Raw genomic sequence first — 16,687 nt, 5'->3', positions numbered from 1 at the left:
TGGTGATGGGCTGCGGACGTCTGGTGTGCAGGGCGTTGCGGGCCGGCACGTCTTGGCAGCGACGTCCTCGCGCTGCCATACTACTTTAAAGATTGGCAAGATTGAAAGGACTGGCAATGACTTACACTCTGGCCATGACTGCTGACCAGGGCATTCAGATCAAGGACGACGGCGTGGCCGAGGTCTCGATGACCCACGCACGCGCGAACCTGACCCAACTCCTGCGCGAGGTGCGGTACGGCAAGCGCCCTGGAGCCTTCACAGAGCGCGGCGACCGAAGTGCCTACGTCGTGCCGCCCGAGTTCTACGAGCAGGCGATCAGGGACCGCGCGATCATCGACGAACTGCACCGGCGCACGCAGGAGCCCGGCACCGGCACCTCCTACGACGAGCAGCGTTCGCGGATCATCCGCGAGGCACTGTCCGCCGCTGCACTCGCTGTCGACTCCTGACACCGCGCCTCCTCCTCTCGTCCGCAAGGGCCCCACCGACCGGGGGCCCTTACTCACGCCGTCAGCCGAACCGCCCGTCACGCGCCGCCGCAGTCCCCCGCCAGCGGCGCACGCCGGACCGGTCCCGCGTCAGCCCGAACCCCGCAGTCCGCGTCACCCCCTCGCGGTGCAGCTGCGCAGCGAGCCGGCCCCAGTCGTGGTCACGGTCAGGCGGGTCAGGAAGCCGATGCCGGTGGGCGACCTCCCAGAACAGGAAGGGCTCACCACTGCGGGCAACCTCCAGGAACACGGGCCGCACGCGGTCGACCCACGCGTCGTAGTCGTCGATCCGCCGGCGCTCCGGCGCCGGGCTCGGGATGCTGCCGTCGAGGGCAGGCTGTATCACTGCCATGAGAGTCCTCCTGGTCAAGGGCCAATCGGGGCGCCGCACTTCTTGCACCAGGCAGCGTGCGGCGGGACAGGCGCGGCGCAGCGCGGGCACTGACTCACGGCTGGCGCCTGCGCCGCTCGGACGGGGGCACCGCGGCACGGTCAGCGATCACCCCGCCGGCCCACACCACGGCGAACATCACCGCGCCCGCCACGGCCGCCACGGTGAGGGAACGGGTCGTCCACCAGGCGGCGAGGGTGGCGCTCGTGCCGAGCCCGACGCCGAGGAGGAAGTGACCGGCCGCCGCCCAACGCCCTGCCCGCCGGGTCACAGCCACTCACCCCTCGACGCGACCACGGTCAGCGCAGCCCGGCGGGCCGCCTGGCTGGCCCGCCGCTTGCCGGACACGATCGCCAGCGCGTCGTGCACGCGGGACTCGTTCAGCGGCGATACGGTCGTCCACGCCCCGGCCGGGAGGCCCGGCCCCGGCGGGATCTCCGCCAGCCCTCGCAGGGCGCGCGGTGTGTGCGCCGGGCACCGGTAGCCGGGCAGGTAGTGGCGGACTCCGTCCGTGGTGCGGCAGTAGCGGTGCTCGCTGCCGATCCAGTGCCCGCACACGCGGGCCGGCTGCTCGCTCACGATGCCACCGCCTCCACCGGCCGCGGCTGCACGCCGAGCTCGTCGAGCTTCCGCCGCAGCTCGCGCTCCTGGGCGTCCTCCAGATGCTTGGGGTGGATGCACTCCACGACCTCGCAGTCGGGTGTGCGCCGCACCATCCCGACCGGGCGGCGGCCCCGGTCGACCGTGAACGCGAGCTGGTTCGCCGTGTACGTGACGCCGCGGATCTTGACGTGCGCGGCGGTGCCGGCGGCCCACGCGAGGTGCCCGCCCGGCAGCGGGCGGGTGCTCCGCTCCCACACGTCCTCGAGCCGGGTGACCGGGTCCATCTCGGGCCGGAGCACCCGCAGTACCTCGGCCCGGATCCGGTCCGGGCCGGCCAGGTGCACGCGCCGCTTCTTCGTCAGCGTGTACCGCTGCCCTTCGGACAGGCCGCCCCACACGCCGGTTTCCTGGCGGGTGGTGAGCGCGTACTGGGCGCAGTCGAGCATCACCGGGCAGCGGAAACACACGCGCTTGGCGGCGTCGATGGCGGCCAGGTTGGTGGGGTGCGGGAACCAGTCCTCCGGCTCGCCCTGCTGGACGCAGGCGGCCTGGTCCCGCCAGTCGGGTCGACGAGGGCTCGTGGGTGTGGTCATGCGACGTCTCCGAAGATCGCGGTGAACAGGGAGTCGGTGCGCTTCCGCATCGGCCGGTCCTCGAGGTGGGGGCCGGCGACGCACTGCGGCATGTCGCAGCCGGGCTTGACCAGCCCGTCGGGGTCGCGGCCGTGCTCGAGGCGGAACGCGACGCGGTAGGCGGTATGGGGCCGGCGGGCGAACCAGAAGGTGGGCAGCCCCTTGGGGGTGGGGCCGGTCCAACGCACGTGCCCGCCGTCGACGGGCTCGGTGTGCCGGCGGAACGCCTCCTCGAGGCTCGCCGGGCGTCCGGAGCGGGGCTCGCACTCGCCGCGGGCGGCCCGCTTGTCGAGCCGCTTGCATTCCTGGCAGTAGGCGATCCCGTCGGGCTCCAGCCGGGCGTACCGGCTCATGTCGTGCCCGGCGGGGCACTGCTCGGGGATGGGGCCGAGGCCGCGCGCCTCGCGGACCTCGAGCCGCTTCTGCCACCGGCCGGTCTCGTCGAGGACGTGCTCCGGGGCGACGCAGTGCGGATAGCCGCAGTCGGCGATGACGTAGCCGCGGGGTGGGCGGCCGTGGTGGATCCGAAAGGCGACGGCGGCGCCGCTGTATCGGTCCTTCCCGTGGCGCATTTGGGGTGTGCCGGTGGAGCCGGCGCGGGGCCCGGTCCACTCGAGATGTCCGCCGTCGACGGGCCGCGTGTAGGCCCGCCACTTCTCCTCGAGGGGGAGCGGCTGCTGCACGGCGTTGGGCAGGCCGTGCGCTTTGCGGAGTCGGCGGACTCGGCTCGCGTCGCAGTGCAGCTCTCGAGCGATGCGGTGGTTGCCGAGGCCCTCGCGGATGAGGGCGAGGATCTCGGCGTCGGTGGCCTTGCTCGGCGCGGGCATCAGGACGCCACCCCCGCAGCGAGTTCGTCGAGGACGATCTCCTCATAGGGCTGGCGCGCGCCCGGCCTGTCCTTCCGCCCGGTCAGCCGCCAGTAGCGGCGCCCACGCGGGAGCTGCTCGGCGAGCACCGGCACCGCCCCCGCCATGACCGCGAGATCCCACAGCGCGTTCCACTCCGCCGGGGGCAGCGCCCCGGACCGCTTGCACTGCACGAACAGGATCTGGCCGGCCTTGATGGCGACGAGGTCGACCTTGCTCTTCGAACCGGCGGTACGCAGCACCTCGTATCCCTCGTCGCGGAGGTGGGCGCGGACGCGGTGCTCAAGGTCCCTGCCGCGCAAATAGTTGGAGCGGCGACTCTTCGGCGTGTCGCTGGTCATGACAATCCCCCCTGGGACGTAGTGGTGGTGGTGCGGGGCTCGATCAGCCCCAATGCCTCAAGAAGCAGGCGGGCCTCGGCCGCATCGCGAGCGACCATCCCGGCGACGTACAGCGACGCCCGCCGCTTCTCCTCGGCCGTCAGGGGCGGCACCCAGGCCGCGACGCGGGCGATCTCCATACCGTCGGCGCCCATCAGCGGCCACCCCCGCCCGGCACATACAGGTGGCCCTCCGTGCACGAGAACGCCCCGTTCGGGAACACCGTGGCGGCGGTCTCCACCCCGCACTTCAGGCACAGCCGGAACTCCTGCGGAGCGAGCGCGAACGGCGCCCGCTGCGGAGCCCGGTGCCGGCCCGACGGGCGAGGCAGCATGGCTCGCGCCACCGCGGTCAGCCCGGACAGGCCACCCGCCAGCGACGCCGCACCGACGGCGAGGCGCTCGTTCACGACGCGCCACCCCCGCACGTGCACCGCTGGTTGATCTCGGTCAGCTCCCGCAGACGCTTGTCCAACTCCCGCGCCTGCGCCCGAAGCTGCTGCACCTCGTCCGAGGCCGTCATCCGGCGGAACCTTCCGCCCTCGATGAGCCGCTCCCCGCGGTAGGCGGCCGACGCGCGCAGCTCCGTGATCTCCGCGGCGGCCTTGAACGCGTCCCGCTCACTGCGGGCGTCATCGCGCTCCTGCATCAGCTTCGCGATCCGCGCATCCCTTACGGCCAGCTCCTGCCGCAGCCGCGCCGTGCTGGTGAACCCGAACATCACGCCACCCCCCGCACCGGCCACGAGCCGTCGATGTCCGCCGGCTCACCACGTCGCGCCAGGTAGGAGGCGAAGCTGTCAGCCCACCGGGCGTGCCAGCCGACCTGAAGCCGGTGCAACGCCTGAGCCGGCACCTGCAAGTTCGGGAACCGCTCGGCGATCTGGCGGGCCACCTCCAGCGCCGCCAGCGCGTCAGCGTCCGCAGAGTGCGCACCCTCCAGCTGCACCCCGTAGTGCGCGGCCAGCGCCTCAAGCGTGCGCTTGCCCCGCCGGTACCGGTCGGTGGCACGGTCGAGGACGAGCGGGTCGACGATCGGCCCCACCGGGCCGCCGAGCCTCTCCCTCACCGTCGGCACACCGTGCCGCCGGCACTCCGCCTCCAGCAGGGTGAGGTCGTAGGGCGCGTTCATCACCACCAGCGGCCCGACCCTCAGCACCCACGCCACCGCGTCGGCGACCTCGTCGACCACCGTCTTCGCGGGCCGGCCATGCGCCCGCGCATACTCCGTGCTGATGCCGTGTACCCGCGCGGCCTCCGCCGGGATCTCCTCCCCGCCCACATCGGACAGCCACCGCTGCACCTGCCCCGACGGGGCGACGAGCGCAGCCGACACCAGCCGCGCCGACAACGGATCCCGACCAGACGTCTCACTGTCGAACGCGGCCAGCGGACCGCGATTCCACGGCCTCGGGGTGCTCATTCCGCACCACCCCCGGCCATCAGCTCGGGCAGCACCACCGCGGTCAGCCGGCCATCCCGCCACGCCTGCATGACCCGCTCGCGTCCGTCCTTCCGGAACGAGACGCGGTGCGAGCGGGCCCGCGCCGGGACGATCTCCACACCCGGCACGTCGTGGATGACGCCCGTCGCCGGGTCCGCCCACTCCGTGGCCCCGGCCGCCGTCAGCTCGGCGAGGATCTTCTTCCGGAACGCCGGCCGCACCTCGGTGACGAACCGCCGTTCCACCTCCTCGGCGACGGTGTCCCGCACCCACGCGGTGAACTTCTGCTCGTCGACGACCCGCGCCTCCGCCTCGCCCGCGGTGACACTGGCGGTGGCGACGACCGTCCCGTCCGGCAGCGTCGCGGCGACCTGCCGTGTGCCGGTCGTCTCCGCAGCCTGCTCGAGCGCCTTCGCGGTCTCGGCGCGGGCCGCCTTGTACTCCGCATCGACGACGTCGAGCAGGGCTTTCAGCACCGCCTCACGGGCCGCTGCTTCCTTGGGGTTCACGCCTCGTCCTCCGCTTCCTCGTCGTCCTCGTCGCGCTCGGCGATGGCCTGGGCGCAGCGGGATTCGTCCTCGTCGCAGAAGTCGAGGTCGCATCCGCTGCCGCAGTTCTGGCAGCCCCAGCCGTTGCAGCCGGGGGCGTCGCAGCCGGAGAAGTACGCGGGCTGCTCGCAGTCGGGGCAGCCACGCTCGTCGGGGACGACGTGGTCCGAGGTGGGGTCGAGAACTGACGCGACGACCGCGCGGCCCCCGAGGTTGGCGGTGAACTCGATCTCTGACATGGGGTGTGATCTCCTTACTGGCGGGGGCGCCCTGCCTGCTGTGGACGGGCAGGACGCCCCCGCCTGTGGGGAAAGGGGTGTGGGTCAGGCAGCGGAGCCGGTGAGAATGGCGGTCATCTCACGGAGCTGCTGAGCGCCGGCTTCGCTGATGGGCAGGCCGTAGGACCGCTCGAACTCCTCGTCGAGGTTGTCGAGACCGGCCGTGGCGGCGGCGGCGCGCAGTTCCTTCTCGGCGGCCTGCGCCTGCTCCTCGGGGCTCTCGCCTTCCGGGTAGCCGTGCTCGCCGTGGTACGGGGTCAGGCCCGCGTCCACGCTCTCCACGAGCTCGCCCTCCACCACGCCCTCGTCGTCCGCCTGGCCCTCGGCCGGGGCGGGCTCGGCGAGCTGCTTGCCCCGCGAGATCAGGAACTTGCCCAGCTCCTGCGTCTCCTCGCCGACCTTCACCGTCGCCGCGAGCACCCCGGCGTCCTTCGCCTTCCGGTAGACATCCCGCACCCCGGCCGGGTCGGTAGCCTTGCCAGCCTCGTCGGCGAGTCTCTGCTCCGGCGGGACACCCTGCGACGGAGCGGGCCGACGCTGCCGCATCTCTGCACGGTGCTCAGCCGGAGGCTCCGCAGGAGTGTCCCTCGGCCCGTGCTCCGCGATCTCCAGATCGGACGACGTCCACAGGTCCAGAGCCATCCCAAACCGCATGCCAGCGTTCCGGATCGCGTCGCCGATGATCTCCTTCACGGCGTCCCCGCCGCGCTTTCCTTCGGCGTTGCCGTAGCCGAGCCGCGTCACCCCGCACACCGTGAGGCGAATCCACAGGCCGCCGTTCTGGTCGTACTGCGGCAGCCCCCGCTCGTCGAGGCTGACGGGCTCCCACGTCCACCCAGGATCGACGTTCAGGAGCCGGTTCGTTGCCTCGGCGTGACCGACGTAGGCCAGATCGATGTGGGCCGAGCTGATGCTGTTGCGGCACTTCTGGCACTTGACGCGCTGGTGGTTCTTGCACGCGCCCTTCATGTCGCGGCAGGCGCCGCACCAGACGCGCGGCAGGTAGCGGATCTCGGTGTCAGGGAACGGCTCGCGGAGCCGTGCGAGGGCGGTGATTTGCTGCTCCGTCAGGGTGGTCACTGTGCGGAGTCCTTCCTGGTGGTGCTGATGAATCGGACTTCCAGCGCGGTGCCGTCATCCACGGGCACCAGCCGCGTCTCGAACGCCTCGGCCGGCAGGTACGGCGTGCCGTACTTCGGCCCGCTGATGGGATGACCGGTGCGGATCATGTAGGCCATGCCCCTCGCCGTCTGATGGCTGCGGTAGGTGTTGACGGACTGCCACACCCCCGGCTCGCGGCGGGCGTTGGCAGCGGCACGCTTGTGATCGGCGCGCGGCCAACGAGACAGCCGGCTCATGCCGCACCCCGCTGTCCCGGCACCGGCCGCGGCGCCACGATCCGGGCCAGCGCCTCCGCCAGCCGCACCACCTGCGCGCCGTACACCGGCACCGTCCCGCCGCCCAGCTCCTCGACCAGCTCTTGCATGCGCTCGTCGAACTCGTGCCGGGCGTGCGAGTCCGGCCCCTGGTGCAGCGCGGACCGCAGCAGGCTGGCCATGTCGCGGAGCTCGTCGACCAGGCCCTCCGGGTCCTCGTCAGCAGCGGTGATCAGCTCCGTGAGCACCGCCCGCGTCAGGTACGCGGTGATGTCGAGCTCGCAGCCGGACGGAGTCGCCTCCACCCGGATCGGGAACGGCCCGTCCACAGGCGTCACACTCATCGGGCGACCTCCTTCGGAGCCACCAGGCCCGCCCACGCCAGCAGCAGCACAGCCGCCTGGAACCGGGCCCACGCCGCCGCCTGCGCGACCGCCTCCGCAGTCGCGCGCACTGGCACCAGCGTCAGACGCACCGGCTGGTCCTTGTCAGCGAGGGCGAGCACCGGCAGCGCCACGAACGCGCCGAACACTCCGACGCCGACGCCGGCCGCGGCCAGCCACTCACTCGGGGATGCAGCAGGCATCACAGATCACCCGCCTCGGTGATCGGCTCGTGGAACCGCCCGCAGGTGCAGCCGTCGACCGTGCACCCGACGTCGTCCCAGTGCCAGTTGAGGGTGTGGCCGCACGTGGCGCACGGGGTGGCAAGGAGCACCCAGCCGAGGTCGTCGCTGGCCGGCGATGGCAGTTCCTCACCGTTCGCGGCGCGGCGCACGGCCGCGACGGTGAACCAACCACCGGAGACGATCCCGACGTCCTCGGCCGCGTCGCGCAGCGCGCGCACCGTGTCCAGCCGCTCCTCCAGCTCGGCGACGCGAGCGAGCAGCCACTCCACAGCCGGGAGCAGCGCCTCCCCCAGCTCGAACGGAACGCGCCGGCGACCGTCGGCCGGGGCCAGCGCCCCGCGGATGTTCAGCGCGTCGGTCCGCAGTGCGGTCAGCTCCGAGTGCTGCCGGGCCTGCCGCTCCTCCATCTCGGCGATCTGGGCCTGGGCTTCGGCCAGATCGGCGGTCGCCTCCCGCAGGCTCTCGCCCAGCGCCTCACGCTCCCCGCGCAGAATCTGGATCTCCGCCCGCATCTCCGGCGACTGCAACAACTGCGCCTTGTCCAGCGCGATTGCAAACGCCGCAGCCGTCACACGGCCCTCATCCATCGCGGCACGGATCACGTCCGCCGCCGCGGCCACACGCATCGGGTTCATGCCGTCACCGCCGATCGCCCGATCAGCGGACCGAACGCGGACTGCACCAGCCGGTACGTCCACGCGAACGACTCGCCCTCCCCGCAGTCCTCCGGGTTCTTCGGCTGCGGGCACGACAGCAGCAGCTCGCCCGACGGGGTGTGCCCCGACGGCACCCACACGTCGCCGTTACGGTCCACGAACTCCGTGCCCGGCAGCGGCGCCTTGTGCAGCGACACCACCCGCGGAGGGTTCTGCGGCCTGAGCTGGATCTGCAATGATGTGGCCATCTGTGGCCCCTCTCTTCTCTCCTGTCGAGGTGTGTGTAGGGGTCGCCGATCGGGGGTCGCCGTGCCGGTCAAAGCGGGCGGCCCTTCGGCGTTTTCACGGGAGGTCAGGCACCGGCGAGCGCCGGCTTCCTCGCGGTGCGGGTGCGGCGCGGCCGGCCGGTCGACGGGCGGGGCCGGGCGTTCTCGCGGGCTTGGCGCTTCGCCTCGGACTCCTCCAACGCGATCTGCGCGATCACGGCGAGGTCGTCCTCGGTGAACTTCAGGCGGCCGGCCATGTAACGGCCGGGGAACTGGCGGCCCTTGCTGCCGTCGCTGGGCCGGTTGTAGCCGTCGCGCAGCCACTTCTCGCCGGTCTTGCTGCCGGCGAGGTGCTCCGCTTCGGTCTTCAGGCCGAGCTTCACGGCGGCCCAGCCGACGTCGTAGTACTCGGCGAGGCCGGCCTCGTCATTCGGGGTGGGGGCGTCCGGCGCCTCGATGGCTGCCATCGGTGTCCTTCCTGTGCTGTGACTCCGGCGGTGGGGCGAGGAGTCGGTGGTCGTCTCGCTGGATCTGCAGGGCGGTGCGCAGGCGCTTGTATGTGGGGGGCCGCATCTTGCGGCGGGCGCCGGTTTCGATCTGGCTGAGGTAGGGGCCAGAGATTCCGGCGGCCGTCGCGCACTCGTTCCTGCTCAGGCCGAGTTCTTTGCGGCGGGTGCGGATAGCCGCCCCGTCCACCTGCACGGTGGGTTGGGGTCTTTCCATGCCTAGAAACTAGCGCACGGATCTAGATGCAAACTAGATGTACGCATGAGTAACTTCGAGATTCCTCTAGTTTCTTCCAGGAACCTCTAGTTTGAGCGTTCGAAACCGGGCGATCACCCTGCGTATCACGCCAAGTACACAGGTGCGTATAGCGGTAGCTAGAGGTAGCTGACATGATTGCGGTATGGCGCATTCCAGCGATCAGACCGCCCGCCACTTGCAGCGACTCGCTGCCCTCGTGGCGCAGCGACGCGCCCAACTCGGCCTCACCAAAGAGAGCGCGGCCAAGACCTGCGGCATCGCGTACATGACCTACTGGAAGATCGAGGACGCCCAGCGCGTCCGCGCAACCACCTACGCCAAACTCGAAGTCGGCTTCGGCCTGCGCGCCGGCTCCTGCAAGGCCGTCCTCGACGGCTCCGCGGACAGCGTCGTCCTCGACGACGGCACCGAACTCATCGACGGTGGGCAGATCAAGCGCCTCGACTCCGACACCCTGAGCGAAGGCATCCCCGACGCCGTCACCCGCTCCGCCATGCTCGTCGCACCCGAGCTGACCGGCCGGCAGATCCAGGAGCTAGGTGAACAGGTCATGGAGGAATTGCGAAGGCGCGGCCTCGTCCCCTAGCCCGCCTGATCTGCGCTGTTCTCCGTACAACCTTTTCGCTGTAACCGAAACGTTACCTCACGGACCGGATGAAATTTCAAACAAGCCTTCCCGTGCGCGTGATGACTATGTGACGCTAGGCGCCCACCTGGGGGTTCTCCGATAGGGCGACATAAGGGGGGCCTATGGCGACTGTGGTCACTGTCGACAGACCTGGCTTCGAGGCACAGGTCATGACGACGGGAAAGCAGATCGTCTGCATCCTGACCCCAGCAGCAGCCCACGACCGCGCGATTCAGGCGCGCGTTCGACGACTGATGCGCGGACAGGGGATCGACTGCCGAAGCTGCGCTGAATGCCCTGTCGGCAAGGCACAGTAGAGACGGTCAGCACGCGGAGAAGGCCGGCGGCAGGGGTGCCCGCCGGCCCATCCGCGACTTCACGCACATCTGGGGGGATGGCGCATGCCCTACGCGGAGCAGCGCGGCAACACATGGCGGGTGCGGTGGAACACCGGCAAGAAACACCCCGTCACCGGCCGCTGGCTCTACGACAGCCAAGGCGGATTCACCACCCGCGACGAGGCCATCGCCTACGGCCTCGACCGCGAATCCGACGTCCGCAACGACCGCTACATCTCCCGCCGCGACGGCTCGCTTCCGATGAGCGAGTACTGCAAGACCTGGCCCGACACGCAGGACGTAGGCCACCTACGGCGCAGAGCCCTCAAATCGATGATCCGCCTGTACATCGAACCACGCTGGGGCGACACAGCCATCGCCGACATCAAGGCATCCGCCGTGCGCGCATGGAAGATGTGGCTCGAGGACCAGCCCAACATCGGCGAGGACTACAGCCGGGAGATCTTCGGCGTCTTCAGCATGATGATGGACGACGCGGTCGAGGACGGCCTGCGCCTGTCCTCCCCCGTCCAGAAGAAGCGGCGCCGCGGCCGGTACAAGAAGAAGCCCCGCGAACGGAAGCGGGAGATGCGCATCGAGGACGTGCACCAACTCGCGTGCAACGCCCTCACCTACTGGGGCTTTCCCGGCTACGTGTTCATCCTGACGATGGCGTTCACCGGGATGAGGCCCGGCGAGTTGTACGCCCTGCGCCGCGAGTACTGCCACCCTGGGTGGCCCGCCACGGACCCGCGGCACGACCCGGCCGAGGAGGTGCGGTACGAGGAGGACATGGAGCGGTACGCGGGTGAGGAGCCGATGCCTGCGATCCGGGTGGAGTGGCAGCACCAGCGGGACGAGGACGGCGAGCTCAAGCTGTTCCCCCCGAAGTACGGAAGCCGGCGAACCCTGGTGGTGCCTCAGTTCCTCGCCGAGCTCCTGGCGTTGCTGCTGAAGTCCCATGACAGCGAGTGGGTGTTCCCGTCAATCAATGGCGGGGAGTTGGCGAACGCCAACTTTTCCTACGCCTACTGGCGGAAGATCGCGGACGGCCAGCCGGAGGTTGAGACGTTCACCCGTGTCCGGGGCGGCCGGGTGCAGACAGTGACCTCGCGGCGCCCCCTGCCCGAGATCCCCGCCGTGAAGAACTGGGCGGGCAAGCGTCTGTACCTGCTGCGCCACGGGCACAAGGAGTGGCTAGACGAGGACGGCCACAGCCGGATCGCCAGCGAGTCGCGGATGGGGCACGAGGTGGCCGGCGTCGAGGGTCTGTACGCCAATGTGACCCCGGCCATGGAGCAGCGGATTGCCGATACGCTCCAGGGGCGGTGGCTGCGGTTCGTTGAGTCTCTCCCTAGCGACTGGGCGCCGTCGTCTCCCACTCCTCTCCCAGTGGATCTTGGGGAGTGGATGAATGCGCAGGTCAAGGCCGCACAGTCTGCGCAGACAGAGACTGGTTCATGAAATTCATCTCCACGAAGAGCTTCATGCCGTTCGTCTGGTACCGCATCGCGCTGGGCATCGTCATCATCGCGCTGGTCGGCACCGGTGCGCTCAGCCCCGACGCGGGGGAACCGGCGCACTGACCGAGCGTTTGCGGCGCTGTGACCGTCCGGTAGCGCACTGTCAGTCCCTGGCCCTAGGCTTGTCCGCATGTCCCCCGAATTAACGACCCCTGGCCCGGTGCGGCCTGCTGCCGAGGTCAACGAGCAGATACGCGCGCTGTGGCTGCGGGCGGGCGGCTCGCTGTCCCCGCAGGAGCGGGCGGAGTACGAGCTTCTGGTGATCGAATGGGCGGCAGCGATCCGCAACCGGGTCGTCGAGGTCGCCTGAGCTCCCCTGCTCCTCCTGCCCTACCGCCCACGTGACCCCGTGTTCCCTGTGCCCCTGTGCCCCCTCTGATTCCCTTGGACCCCTCCGGCCGGTCGCTCAGCGTCCCCCGGCCACCCGCAACACCGCCCCCGTGGTGTAGGAGGCCTCCGGTGACATCAGCCAGGCGACGGCGGCGGCGATCTCGTCGGCCCGCCCCGCGCGGCGCAGCGGCACCGTGGCACCGATCTTCCGCGCCCGGTGCGGTGCGCCCATGGCGGCGTGCATCTCCGTGTCGACGACGCCCGGCGCGACCGCGTTGACGCGGATCCCTTCCGGCCCGAGCTCCTTGGCCAGCCCCACCGTGAGCGCGTCCACGGCGGCCTTGGTCGCCGCGTAGTGCACATACTCACCGGGGCTGCCGAGGGTGGCGGCCCCCGACGAGATGTTGACGATCACGCCCGAGCCCCTGGGCGTCATCAGCTGGGCGGCCCGTCGTGCGCACAGCAGCGTCCCGACCAGATTGACGTCCACGACCCGGCGCAGCGTGCCGGTGTCGACGTCGGCCAACCGGCCGAGCGGCCCGGTCACCGCGGCGTTGTTCACCAGCCCGGTCACCGGCCCCAGCCTGCTCTCGGCCACCTCGAAGAGCCGGTCCACGTCCGCCTCGACGGAGGTGTCGCCCTGGACGGCGACGGCCCGGACCCCGGCAGCCCGCGCCTCGACCACCACCTTCTCGGCCGCGTCCGGGTCCCGGACGTACCCGACGGCCACGTCGTGCCCCTCGGCCGCGAGCCGCCGGCAGGTGGCGGCCCCGATCCCCCGGCTCCCCCCGGTGACCACGGTGACAAGACGCTTCATGACTTCCTCCAGGTGACGGGGCGCGTCATCTCAGGCTCGCAGATGACCGAGCACTTCGTCGCCCAGAGGCATCGGCCGCTCGTCGGGAAGCACGGCGGCAGCCCGTTCCAGCTCACCGGCGCGCACCCGCGCACGGATCTCGGCGGCGAGCGGTGTGACGTCCTCGATGCCCACGATCCACTCGTCGGCGTACCGCGCGACCGCTTCCCCGCCGAGTCCGAGCTGCAGCGAGCGGTACGGCAGCGGGTTGAAATGCAAGTCCCGCTCCGGGTCCCACTGCACCCGTGCGGGCGCCTCGCGCAGCCGCCGCTGCCAGTCGGCCCGGTCACCGTGCAGGGCGGGCACATGGTGCGACAGGCACGCGTTGCGCAGCGCCCAGCAGAAGCCCTCCCGGCTGATCTCCAGGGCCAGCACGGTCTCCTGGTCCCTCTTCGTGCCCCAGCCGCAGCGGTACATCATCCACAGGAACGTCGGCTTGATCCAGGTCATCCGCTCCCGGCGCCAGGACGGCGGGAACCGGCCGTCGCGGGCCGCCGGGCGGCCGATGTCCGGGCGGTAGGCCTGGTAGACGGTGACGGTGGAGTCGGTGTGGCGGGCCCGTACCTCGAAGCGCGGGCGTGTTCGGCCGGTCGGTCGGTCTTCCATGGCGTCAAGGCTCGCCGCCCGCTGCCACAGGCGGCCAGTGATTTTTCCGGTCGGCGCAGCCCCCTTGGCTCCGGGCCCGTCATGGCCAACACTGTGCCGATGACGCAGCGTGTGGAGCTCGCGACCGTGAGGGACCGGCTGGCCGTGGACGAGCTGGTCACCGAGTACGCGGTGGCGGTGGACGACGGGGACTGGGCGGCGTACCGGGGGCTGTTCGCCGAGGACGGGCGGGCCGACTACCGCTCGGCCGGCGGTGTGGAGGGCGACGCCGGCGCGGTGGCTGCCTGGCTGGCGGAGAGCCTCGCGGCGTTTCCGCTGCGCCAGCATCTGATCGTCAACCGCCGGGTGCGGTTCGGGATCTGGGAGCACGACACCGGGGACACGGCGCAGGTGCAGGCCGACTACGTCACCCCGATGGGAGCCGGGACGGGCGGCGACGGTGTCCCGGCCGCGCCCGACTTCGTGTGCGGCGGCCGGTACGCGTTCGCGATGGTGCGCACCCGGGACGGCTGGCGGCTGAGCGAGGTGGTCGTACGGGAGAAGTGGCGGCGCCTTCCCGGCCGGCGGCCCGCCGGTGTGGTCGACTGAGCGGGCACCCCCGCTGATCGACGCGCCCTGTCGCGGATCACCGCCGGGACGCACACTGGAGGCAGCTCGGGGTAGAGAGGCGCCTATGAAGACGCTCGGCCAGTGGCTCGCATCCCCGTGGCGGCGTGCGGTCGCCGCCACGCTCGCGGGCGCCCTGCCTGTCCTGGCTTTCCCCGCCCCGGGGTTGTGGTGGTTCGCCCATGTGGCGCTGGTGCCGTGGATCCTGCTGGCTCGCGGCGCGCCCACGGGCAGGTGGGCGCTGCGGGACGGCTGGTGGGGCGGGTTCGGCTTCATGCTGGCGATGCATCACTGGCTGCTGCCGAACCTGCATGTGTTCACCTTCGTCATCGCCGCGCTGCTCGGAGCGCTGTGGGCGCCGTGGGGCCGGCTGGTGCGCCGGCTGCTGGGCGGCGTGCCGTCGGGGCGGGCGGTGGCGGCTGCGCTGCTGGTGCTCCCCTCGGGCTGGCTGGCGATCGAGCTGGTCCGTTCCTGGCAGGGGCTCGGCGGCCCCTGGGGGGTGCTGGGCGCGAGCCAGTGGCAGGTGGAGCCGGCGCTGCGGCTGGCGTCGGTGGGCGGGATATGGCTGCCGAGCTTCCTGATCGTGGCGGTGAACGTCGCCGTGGCCGTGCTGGTGGCCCTGCGCCGGGCGTGGGTGCCCGCGGTGGCGGGGCTGGCGCTGGTGGCGGTGGCCGTGTCCGCCGCGTGGGTGTGGTCGCCCCGTCCCGTCACTGACGACCATGTGGCCCTCGCCGTGGTGCAGCCGGGCGTGGTCACGGCGGGTGCCGGGGCCCGGTTCGCCCTCGAGGAGCGCCTCACCCGTGAGCTGGGCGGCCGGGACGTGGACCTGATCGTCTGGGGGGAGAGCAGCGTCGGCTTCGACCTGACCGCCCGCACCGACCTGGCGCGCCGGCTGGCCGCGCTGTCCCGGGAGACGGGCGCGGAGATCCTGGTCAATGTCGACGCGCGGCGGGTCGACCGGCCCGGTATCTACAAGAGTTCGGTGCTGGTCGGGCCGGAGGGGCTCACCGGGGACCGCTACGACAAGATGCGGCTGGTCCCGTTCGGCGAGTACATCCCGGCGCGCTCCCTGCTGGGCTGGGCGACCTCCGTCGGCAAGGCGGCGGGCGAGGACCGGATGCGGGGCACCCGGCAGGTGGTGATGGAGTCGGGCGGCGGGCTGCGGTTCGGGCCGATGGTGTGCTTCGAGACCGCCTTCCCCGACATGAGCCGCAGCCTCGCCGAGGACGGCGCCGACCTGCTGCTCGCGCAGTCCTCCACGTCGACGTTCCAGCAGAGCTGGGCGCCCGAGCAGCACGCCTCGCTCGCCGCGCTGCGGGCCGCGGAGACCGGCCGCCCCATGGTGCATGCCACCCTCACCGGTGTGTCGGCCGTGTACGGGCCGAGCGGGCAGCGCATCGGCCCGTGGCTGGGCACGGACGCCAGCACCACCCAGGTGTACGAGGTTCCGCTCGCCCACGGCACCACGCCCTATGTGCGCTTCGGCGACTGGCCGCCGCGGGTCGCCCTGCTGATCCTGGCGTCCTGGGCCGTGACCGCGGCCCTGGTGCGCCTCAGGCGGACGGCTCCCGGACCGCCCGGACCACGCGCTCGCACAGCTCATGAGTGGCCAGCGCGTCCCGGGCGCTGAGCAGCTTGCCCGCACGCACCGCGTCCAGGAAGGCCAGCACCGCCTGCTCGATGCCCCGCTGCCGGGCCACCGGCACCCAGTCGCCGCGACGCCGCACGGTCGGCTGGCCCTTGTGGTCGATCACCTCGGCGAGGTTGACCACCTGACGCTTGGTGTCCTGGCCGGACACCTCCAGGATCTCCTCGGCCGAGCCGCTGAGCCGGTTCATCACCCCGAGGGCGGTGAAGCCGTCCCCGGCGAGCTGGAGCACCACGTGGTGCAGCAGCCCGTCCACGACGCGGGCCCGCACGGTCATGTCGTCGACCGGTCCGGGGACGAGGAAGCGCAGAGTGTCGACGACATGGATGAAGTCGTCGAGGATCATGGTGCGCGGCTCCTCGGGGAGCCCGACGCGGTTCTTCTGCATCACGATCAGCTCGCGCGGGTGGTCCGCGCACTGCGTGTAGCCGGGGGCGTAGCGCCGGTTGAAGCCGACGGCGAGGCTCACCCCGCGCTCCTCTGCGCGCCGCACCAGCCGCTCGGAGTCGGCGAGTTCGTAGGCGAGCGGCTTGTCCACGTAGGTGGGTACGCCGGCCTCGAGCAGCCGGGTCACGATCTGCGGGTGGACCGCGGTCGGCGCGTGCACGAAGGCGGCGTCGAGGTCCTGCGCGAGCAGGGAGTCGAGGTCGGCGTGGCGCTGCCCGTCCGGCAGGTGCATGCTGTCGGCGACCCGGGCGAGGGTCTCCGGCGTGCGCGTCTGCAGGTGCAGCTCGACGCCGGGCTGGAAGCCGAGGACCGGGAGATAGGCCTTCTGCGCGATGTCACCGAGTCCGATGCAGCCGACCTTCACTGGGTGGTCTCCTCTACGG

29 protein-coding genes and 1 pseudogene are annotated in these 16,687 nt (G+C 71.4%); 7 read left to right on the top strand and 23 right to left on the bottom strand.

Features of this window, described 5'->3' with window-relative positions; genetic code table 11:
* Positions 1-134 precede the first annotated feature (134 nt).
* Positions 135-452: a type II toxin-antitoxin system prevent-host-death family antitoxin gene (locus ABD207_RS25675; RefSeq protein ID WP_344015508.1), complete on the top strand. Its 318-nt coding sequence runs from the start codon at positions 135-137 to the stop codon at positions 450-452.
* Positions 453-513: 61 nt separating this feature from the next.
* Here ABD207_RS25675 and ABD207_RS25670 read toward each other — a convergent pair whose 3' ends face one another.
* The 20 genes from ABD207_RS25670 to ABD207_RS25575 all read right to left on the bottom strand — a co-directional run bounded on the left by ABD207_RS25670 (position 514) and on the right by ABD207_RS25575 (position 9,280).
* Entirely contained in the window at positions 514-843 is a 330-nt protein-coding gene (locus tag ABD207_RS25670; protein ID WP_344015506.1) for a hypothetical protein, read from the bottom strand.
* Positions 844-937: 94 nt separating this feature from the next.
* Positions 938-1,153 carry a hypothetical protein gene (locus tag ABD207_RS25665; protein ID WP_344015505.1) on the bottom strand — a complete coding sequence of 72 codons (216 nt, stop codon included), beginning with the start codon at positions 1,151-1,153 and terminating at the stop codon, positions 938-940.
* On the bottom strand, positions 1,150-1,461 hold the full coding sequence (locus tag ABD207_RS25660; protein ID WP_344015504.1) for a hypothetical protein: 312 nt from the start codon (positions 1,459-1,461) through the stop codon (positions 1,150-1,152). The genes ABD207_RS25665 and ABD207_RS25660 overlap by 4 nt, the downstream gene beginning before the upstream one ends.
* Positions 1,458-2,078 carry a WhiB family transcriptional regulator gene (locus tag ABD207_RS32205; RefSeq protein ID WP_425580824.1) on the bottom strand — a complete coding sequence of 207 codons (621 nt, stop codon included), beginning with the start codon at positions 2,076-2,078 and terminating at the stop codon, positions 1,458-1,460. The genes ABD207_RS25660 and ABD207_RS32205 overlap by 4 nt, the downstream gene beginning before the upstream one ends.
* Positions 2,075-2,944 carry a hypothetical protein gene (locus tag ABD207_RS25650; RefSeq protein ID WP_344015503.1) on the bottom strand — a complete coding sequence of 290 codons (870 nt, stop codon included), beginning with the start codon at positions 2,942-2,944 and terminating at the stop codon, positions 2,075-2,077. The genes ABD207_RS32205 and ABD207_RS25650 overlap by 4 nt, the downstream gene beginning before the upstream one ends.
* Positions 2,944-3,324 (bottom strand): restriction endonuclease, encoded by a 381-nt coding sequence (locus tag ABD207_RS25645; protein WP_344015502.1) that lies wholly within the window; start codon positions 3,322-3,324, stop codon positions 2,944-2,946. Before ABD207_RS25645 ends, ABD207_RS25650 begins: the two co-directional genes overlap by 1 nt.
* A complete protein-coding gene (locus tag ABD207_RS25640) occupies positions 3,321-3,518 on the bottom strand; it encodes a hypothetical protein (RefSeq protein WP_344015501.1) in 198 nt (65 codons plus the stop codon). Before ABD207_RS25640 ends, ABD207_RS25645 begins: the two co-directional genes overlap by 4 nt.
* Positions 3,518-3,772: a hypothetical protein gene (locus tag ABD207_RS25635; RefSeq protein ID WP_344015500.1), complete on the bottom strand. Its 255-nt coding sequence runs from the start codon at positions 3,770-3,772 to the stop codon at positions 3,518-3,520. The genes ABD207_RS25640 and ABD207_RS25635 overlap by 1 nt, the downstream gene beginning before the upstream one ends.
* Positions 3,769-4,083: a hypothetical protein gene (locus ABD207_RS25630; RefSeq protein ID WP_344015498.1), complete on the bottom strand. Its 315-nt coding sequence runs from the start codon at positions 4,081-4,083 to the stop codon at positions 3,769-3,771. Before ABD207_RS25630 ends, ABD207_RS25635 begins: the two co-directional genes overlap by 4 nt.
* Positions 4,083-4,784 (bottom strand): exonuclease domain-containing protein, encoded by a 702-nt coding sequence (locus tag ABD207_RS25625; protein WP_344015497.1) that lies wholly within the window; start codon positions 4,782-4,784, stop codon positions 4,083-4,085. The genes ABD207_RS25630 and ABD207_RS25625 overlap by 1 nt, the downstream gene beginning before the upstream one ends.
* Positions 4,781-5,314 (bottom strand): hypothetical protein, encoded by a 534-nt coding sequence (locus ABD207_RS25620; protein WP_344015496.1) that lies wholly within the window; start codon positions 5,312-5,314, stop codon positions 4,781-4,783. The genes ABD207_RS25625 and ABD207_RS25620 overlap by 4 nt, the downstream gene beginning before the upstream one ends.
* Positions 5,311-5,592, bottom strand: a complete 282-nt coding sequence (locus ABD207_RS25615; RefSeq protein WP_344015494.1) for a hypothetical protein — start codon at positions 5,590-5,592, stop codon at positions 5,311-5,313. Before ABD207_RS25615 ends, ABD207_RS25620 begins: the two co-directional genes overlap by 4 nt.
* Positions 5,593-5,676: 84 nt before the next feature.
* Positions 5,677-6,711 (bottom strand): hypothetical protein, encoded by a 1,035-nt coding sequence (locus ABD207_RS25610; RefSeq protein WP_344015493.1) that lies wholly within the window; start codon positions 6,709-6,711, stop codon positions 5,677-5,679.
* Positions 6,708-6,989: a hypothetical protein gene (locus ABD207_RS25605; RefSeq protein WP_344015492.1), complete on the bottom strand. Its 282-nt coding sequence runs from the start codon at positions 6,987-6,989 to the stop codon at positions 6,708-6,710. The genes ABD207_RS25610 and ABD207_RS25605 overlap by 4 nt, the downstream gene beginning before the upstream one ends.
* Complete coding sequence (locus ABD207_RS25600; RefSeq protein ID WP_344015491.1) at positions 6,986-7,351, bottom strand: hypothetical protein; 366 nt, start codon at positions 7,349-7,351, stop codon at positions 6,986-6,988. The genes ABD207_RS25605 and ABD207_RS25600 overlap by 4 nt, the downstream gene beginning before the upstream one ends.
* Positions 7,348-7,593 carry a hypothetical protein gene (locus tag ABD207_RS25595; RefSeq protein ID WP_344015490.1) on the bottom strand — a complete coding sequence of 82 codons (246 nt, stop codon included), beginning with the start codon at positions 7,591-7,593 and terminating at the stop codon, positions 7,348-7,350. The genes ABD207_RS25600 and ABD207_RS25595 overlap by 4 nt, the downstream gene beginning before the upstream one ends.
* Entirely contained in the window at positions 7,593-8,270 is a 678-nt protein-coding gene (locus tag ABD207_RS25590; protein ID WP_344015489.1) for a hypothetical protein, read from the bottom strand. Before ABD207_RS25590 ends, ABD207_RS25595 begins: the two co-directional genes overlap by 1 nt.
* Positions 8,267-8,539 (bottom strand): hypothetical protein, encoded by a 273-nt coding sequence (locus ABD207_RS25585; protein ID WP_344015488.1) that lies wholly within the window; start codon positions 8,537-8,539, stop codon positions 8,267-8,269. Before ABD207_RS25585 ends, ABD207_RS25590 begins: the two co-directional genes overlap by 4 nt.
* A 104-nt stretch (positions 8,540-8,643) precedes the next feature.
* Entirely contained in the window at positions 8,644-9,024 is a 381-nt protein-coding gene (locus tag ABD207_RS25580; RefSeq protein WP_344015487.1) for a hypothetical protein, read from the bottom strand.
* Complete coding sequence (locus ABD207_RS25575; RefSeq protein ID WP_344015486.1) at positions 8,984-9,280, bottom strand: helix-turn-helix domain-containing protein; 297 nt, start codon at positions 9,278-9,280, stop codon at positions 8,984-8,986. The genes ABD207_RS25580 and ABD207_RS25575 overlap by 41 nt, the downstream gene beginning before the upstream one ends.
* Positions 9,281-9,464: 184 nt before the next feature.
* Here ABD207_RS25575 and ABD207_RS25570 point away from each other — a divergent pair, with 184 nt between their 5' ends.
* From ABD207_RS25570 to ABD207_RS25555, 4 genes and pseudogenes are all read left to right on the top strand, one after another.
* Positions 9,465-9,908, top strand: coding sequence for a hypothetical protein (locus tag ABD207_RS25570; protein ID WP_344015485.1), 444 nt, complete (start codon positions 9,465-9,467; stop codon positions 9,906-9,908).
* A 443-nt stretch (positions 9,909-10,351) separates the two neighbouring features.
* The gene (locus tag ABD207_RS25565; protein ID WP_344015484.1) at positions 10,352-11,752 is read left to right on the top strand and encodes an integrase; all 1,401 of its coding nucleotides are present in this window, start codon (positions 10,352-10,354) and stop codon (positions 11,750-11,752) included.
* A pseudogene (locus ABD207_RS25560) lies at positions 11,743-11,874 on the top strand (undecaprenyl-diphosphatase); the annotation flags it as partial. The gene ABD207_RS25565 and the pseudogene ABD207_RS25560, both read left to right, overlap by 10 nt.
* Before the next feature lie 67 nt (positions 11,875-11,941).
* Positions 11,942-12,121 (top strand): hypothetical protein, encoded by a 180-nt coding sequence (locus ABD207_RS25555; RefSeq protein ID WP_344015483.1) that lies wholly within the window; start codon positions 11,942-11,944, stop codon positions 12,119-12,121.
* A gap of 96 nt (positions 12,122-12,217) precedes the next feature.
* Here ABD207_RS25555 and ABD207_RS25550 read toward each other — a convergent pair whose 3' ends face one another.
* Both ABD207_RS25550 and ABD207_RS25545 read right to left on the bottom strand, forming a co-directional pair.
* Positions 12,218-12,958, bottom strand: a complete 741-nt coding sequence (locus tag ABD207_RS25550; protein ID WP_344015481.1) for an SDR family NAD(P)-dependent oxidoreductase — start codon at positions 12,956-12,958, stop codon at positions 12,218-12,220.
* A 30-nt stretch (positions 12,959-12,988) separates the two neighbouring features.
* Positions 12,989-13,603, bottom strand: a complete 615-nt coding sequence (locus tag ABD207_RS25545) for a DUF4291 domain-containing protein (protein ID WP_344015480.1) — start codon at positions 13,601-13,603, stop codon at positions 12,989-12,991.
* A 99-nt stretch (positions 13,604-13,702) separates the two neighbouring features.
* On the opposite strand from ABD207_RS25545, the gene ABD207_RS25540 reads away from it, so the two are divergent.
* Positions 13,703-14,191 carry a nuclear transport factor 2 family protein gene (locus ABD207_RS25540; protein WP_344015479.1) on the top strand — a complete coding sequence of 163 codons (489 nt, stop codon included), beginning with the start codon at positions 13,703-13,705 and terminating at the stop codon, positions 14,189-14,191.
* Between the two features lie 85 nt (positions 14,192-14,276).
* Positions 14,277-15,839, top strand: a complete 1,563-nt coding sequence (gene lnt / locus ABD207_RS25535) for an apolipoprotein N-acyltransferase (RefSeq protein WP_344015478.1) — start codon at positions 14,277-14,279, stop codon at positions 15,837-15,839.
* Here the strand turns inward: lnt and ABD207_RS25530 are convergent.
* Positions 15,763-16,668: a Gfo/Idh/MocA family protein gene (locus ABD207_RS25530; RefSeq protein ID WP_344015477.1), complete on the bottom strand. Its 906-nt coding sequence runs from the start codon at positions 16,666-16,668 to the stop codon at positions 15,763-15,765. The two genes, lnt and ABD207_RS25530, sit on opposite strands and share 77 nt — an antisense overlap.
* Between the last annotated feature and the right edge of the window lie 19 nt (positions 16,669-16,687).

Source organism: Streptomyces thermospinosisporus, assembly GCF_039526425.1.
Taxonomy (GTDB): domain Bacteria; phylum Actinomycetota; class Actinomycetes; order Streptomycetales; family Streptomycetaceae; genus Streptomyces; species Streptomyces thermocarboxydovorans.
The sequence above is the reverse complement of the archived record's forward strand: the minus strand, read 5'-3'. Positions and strand labels throughout refer to the sequence as shown.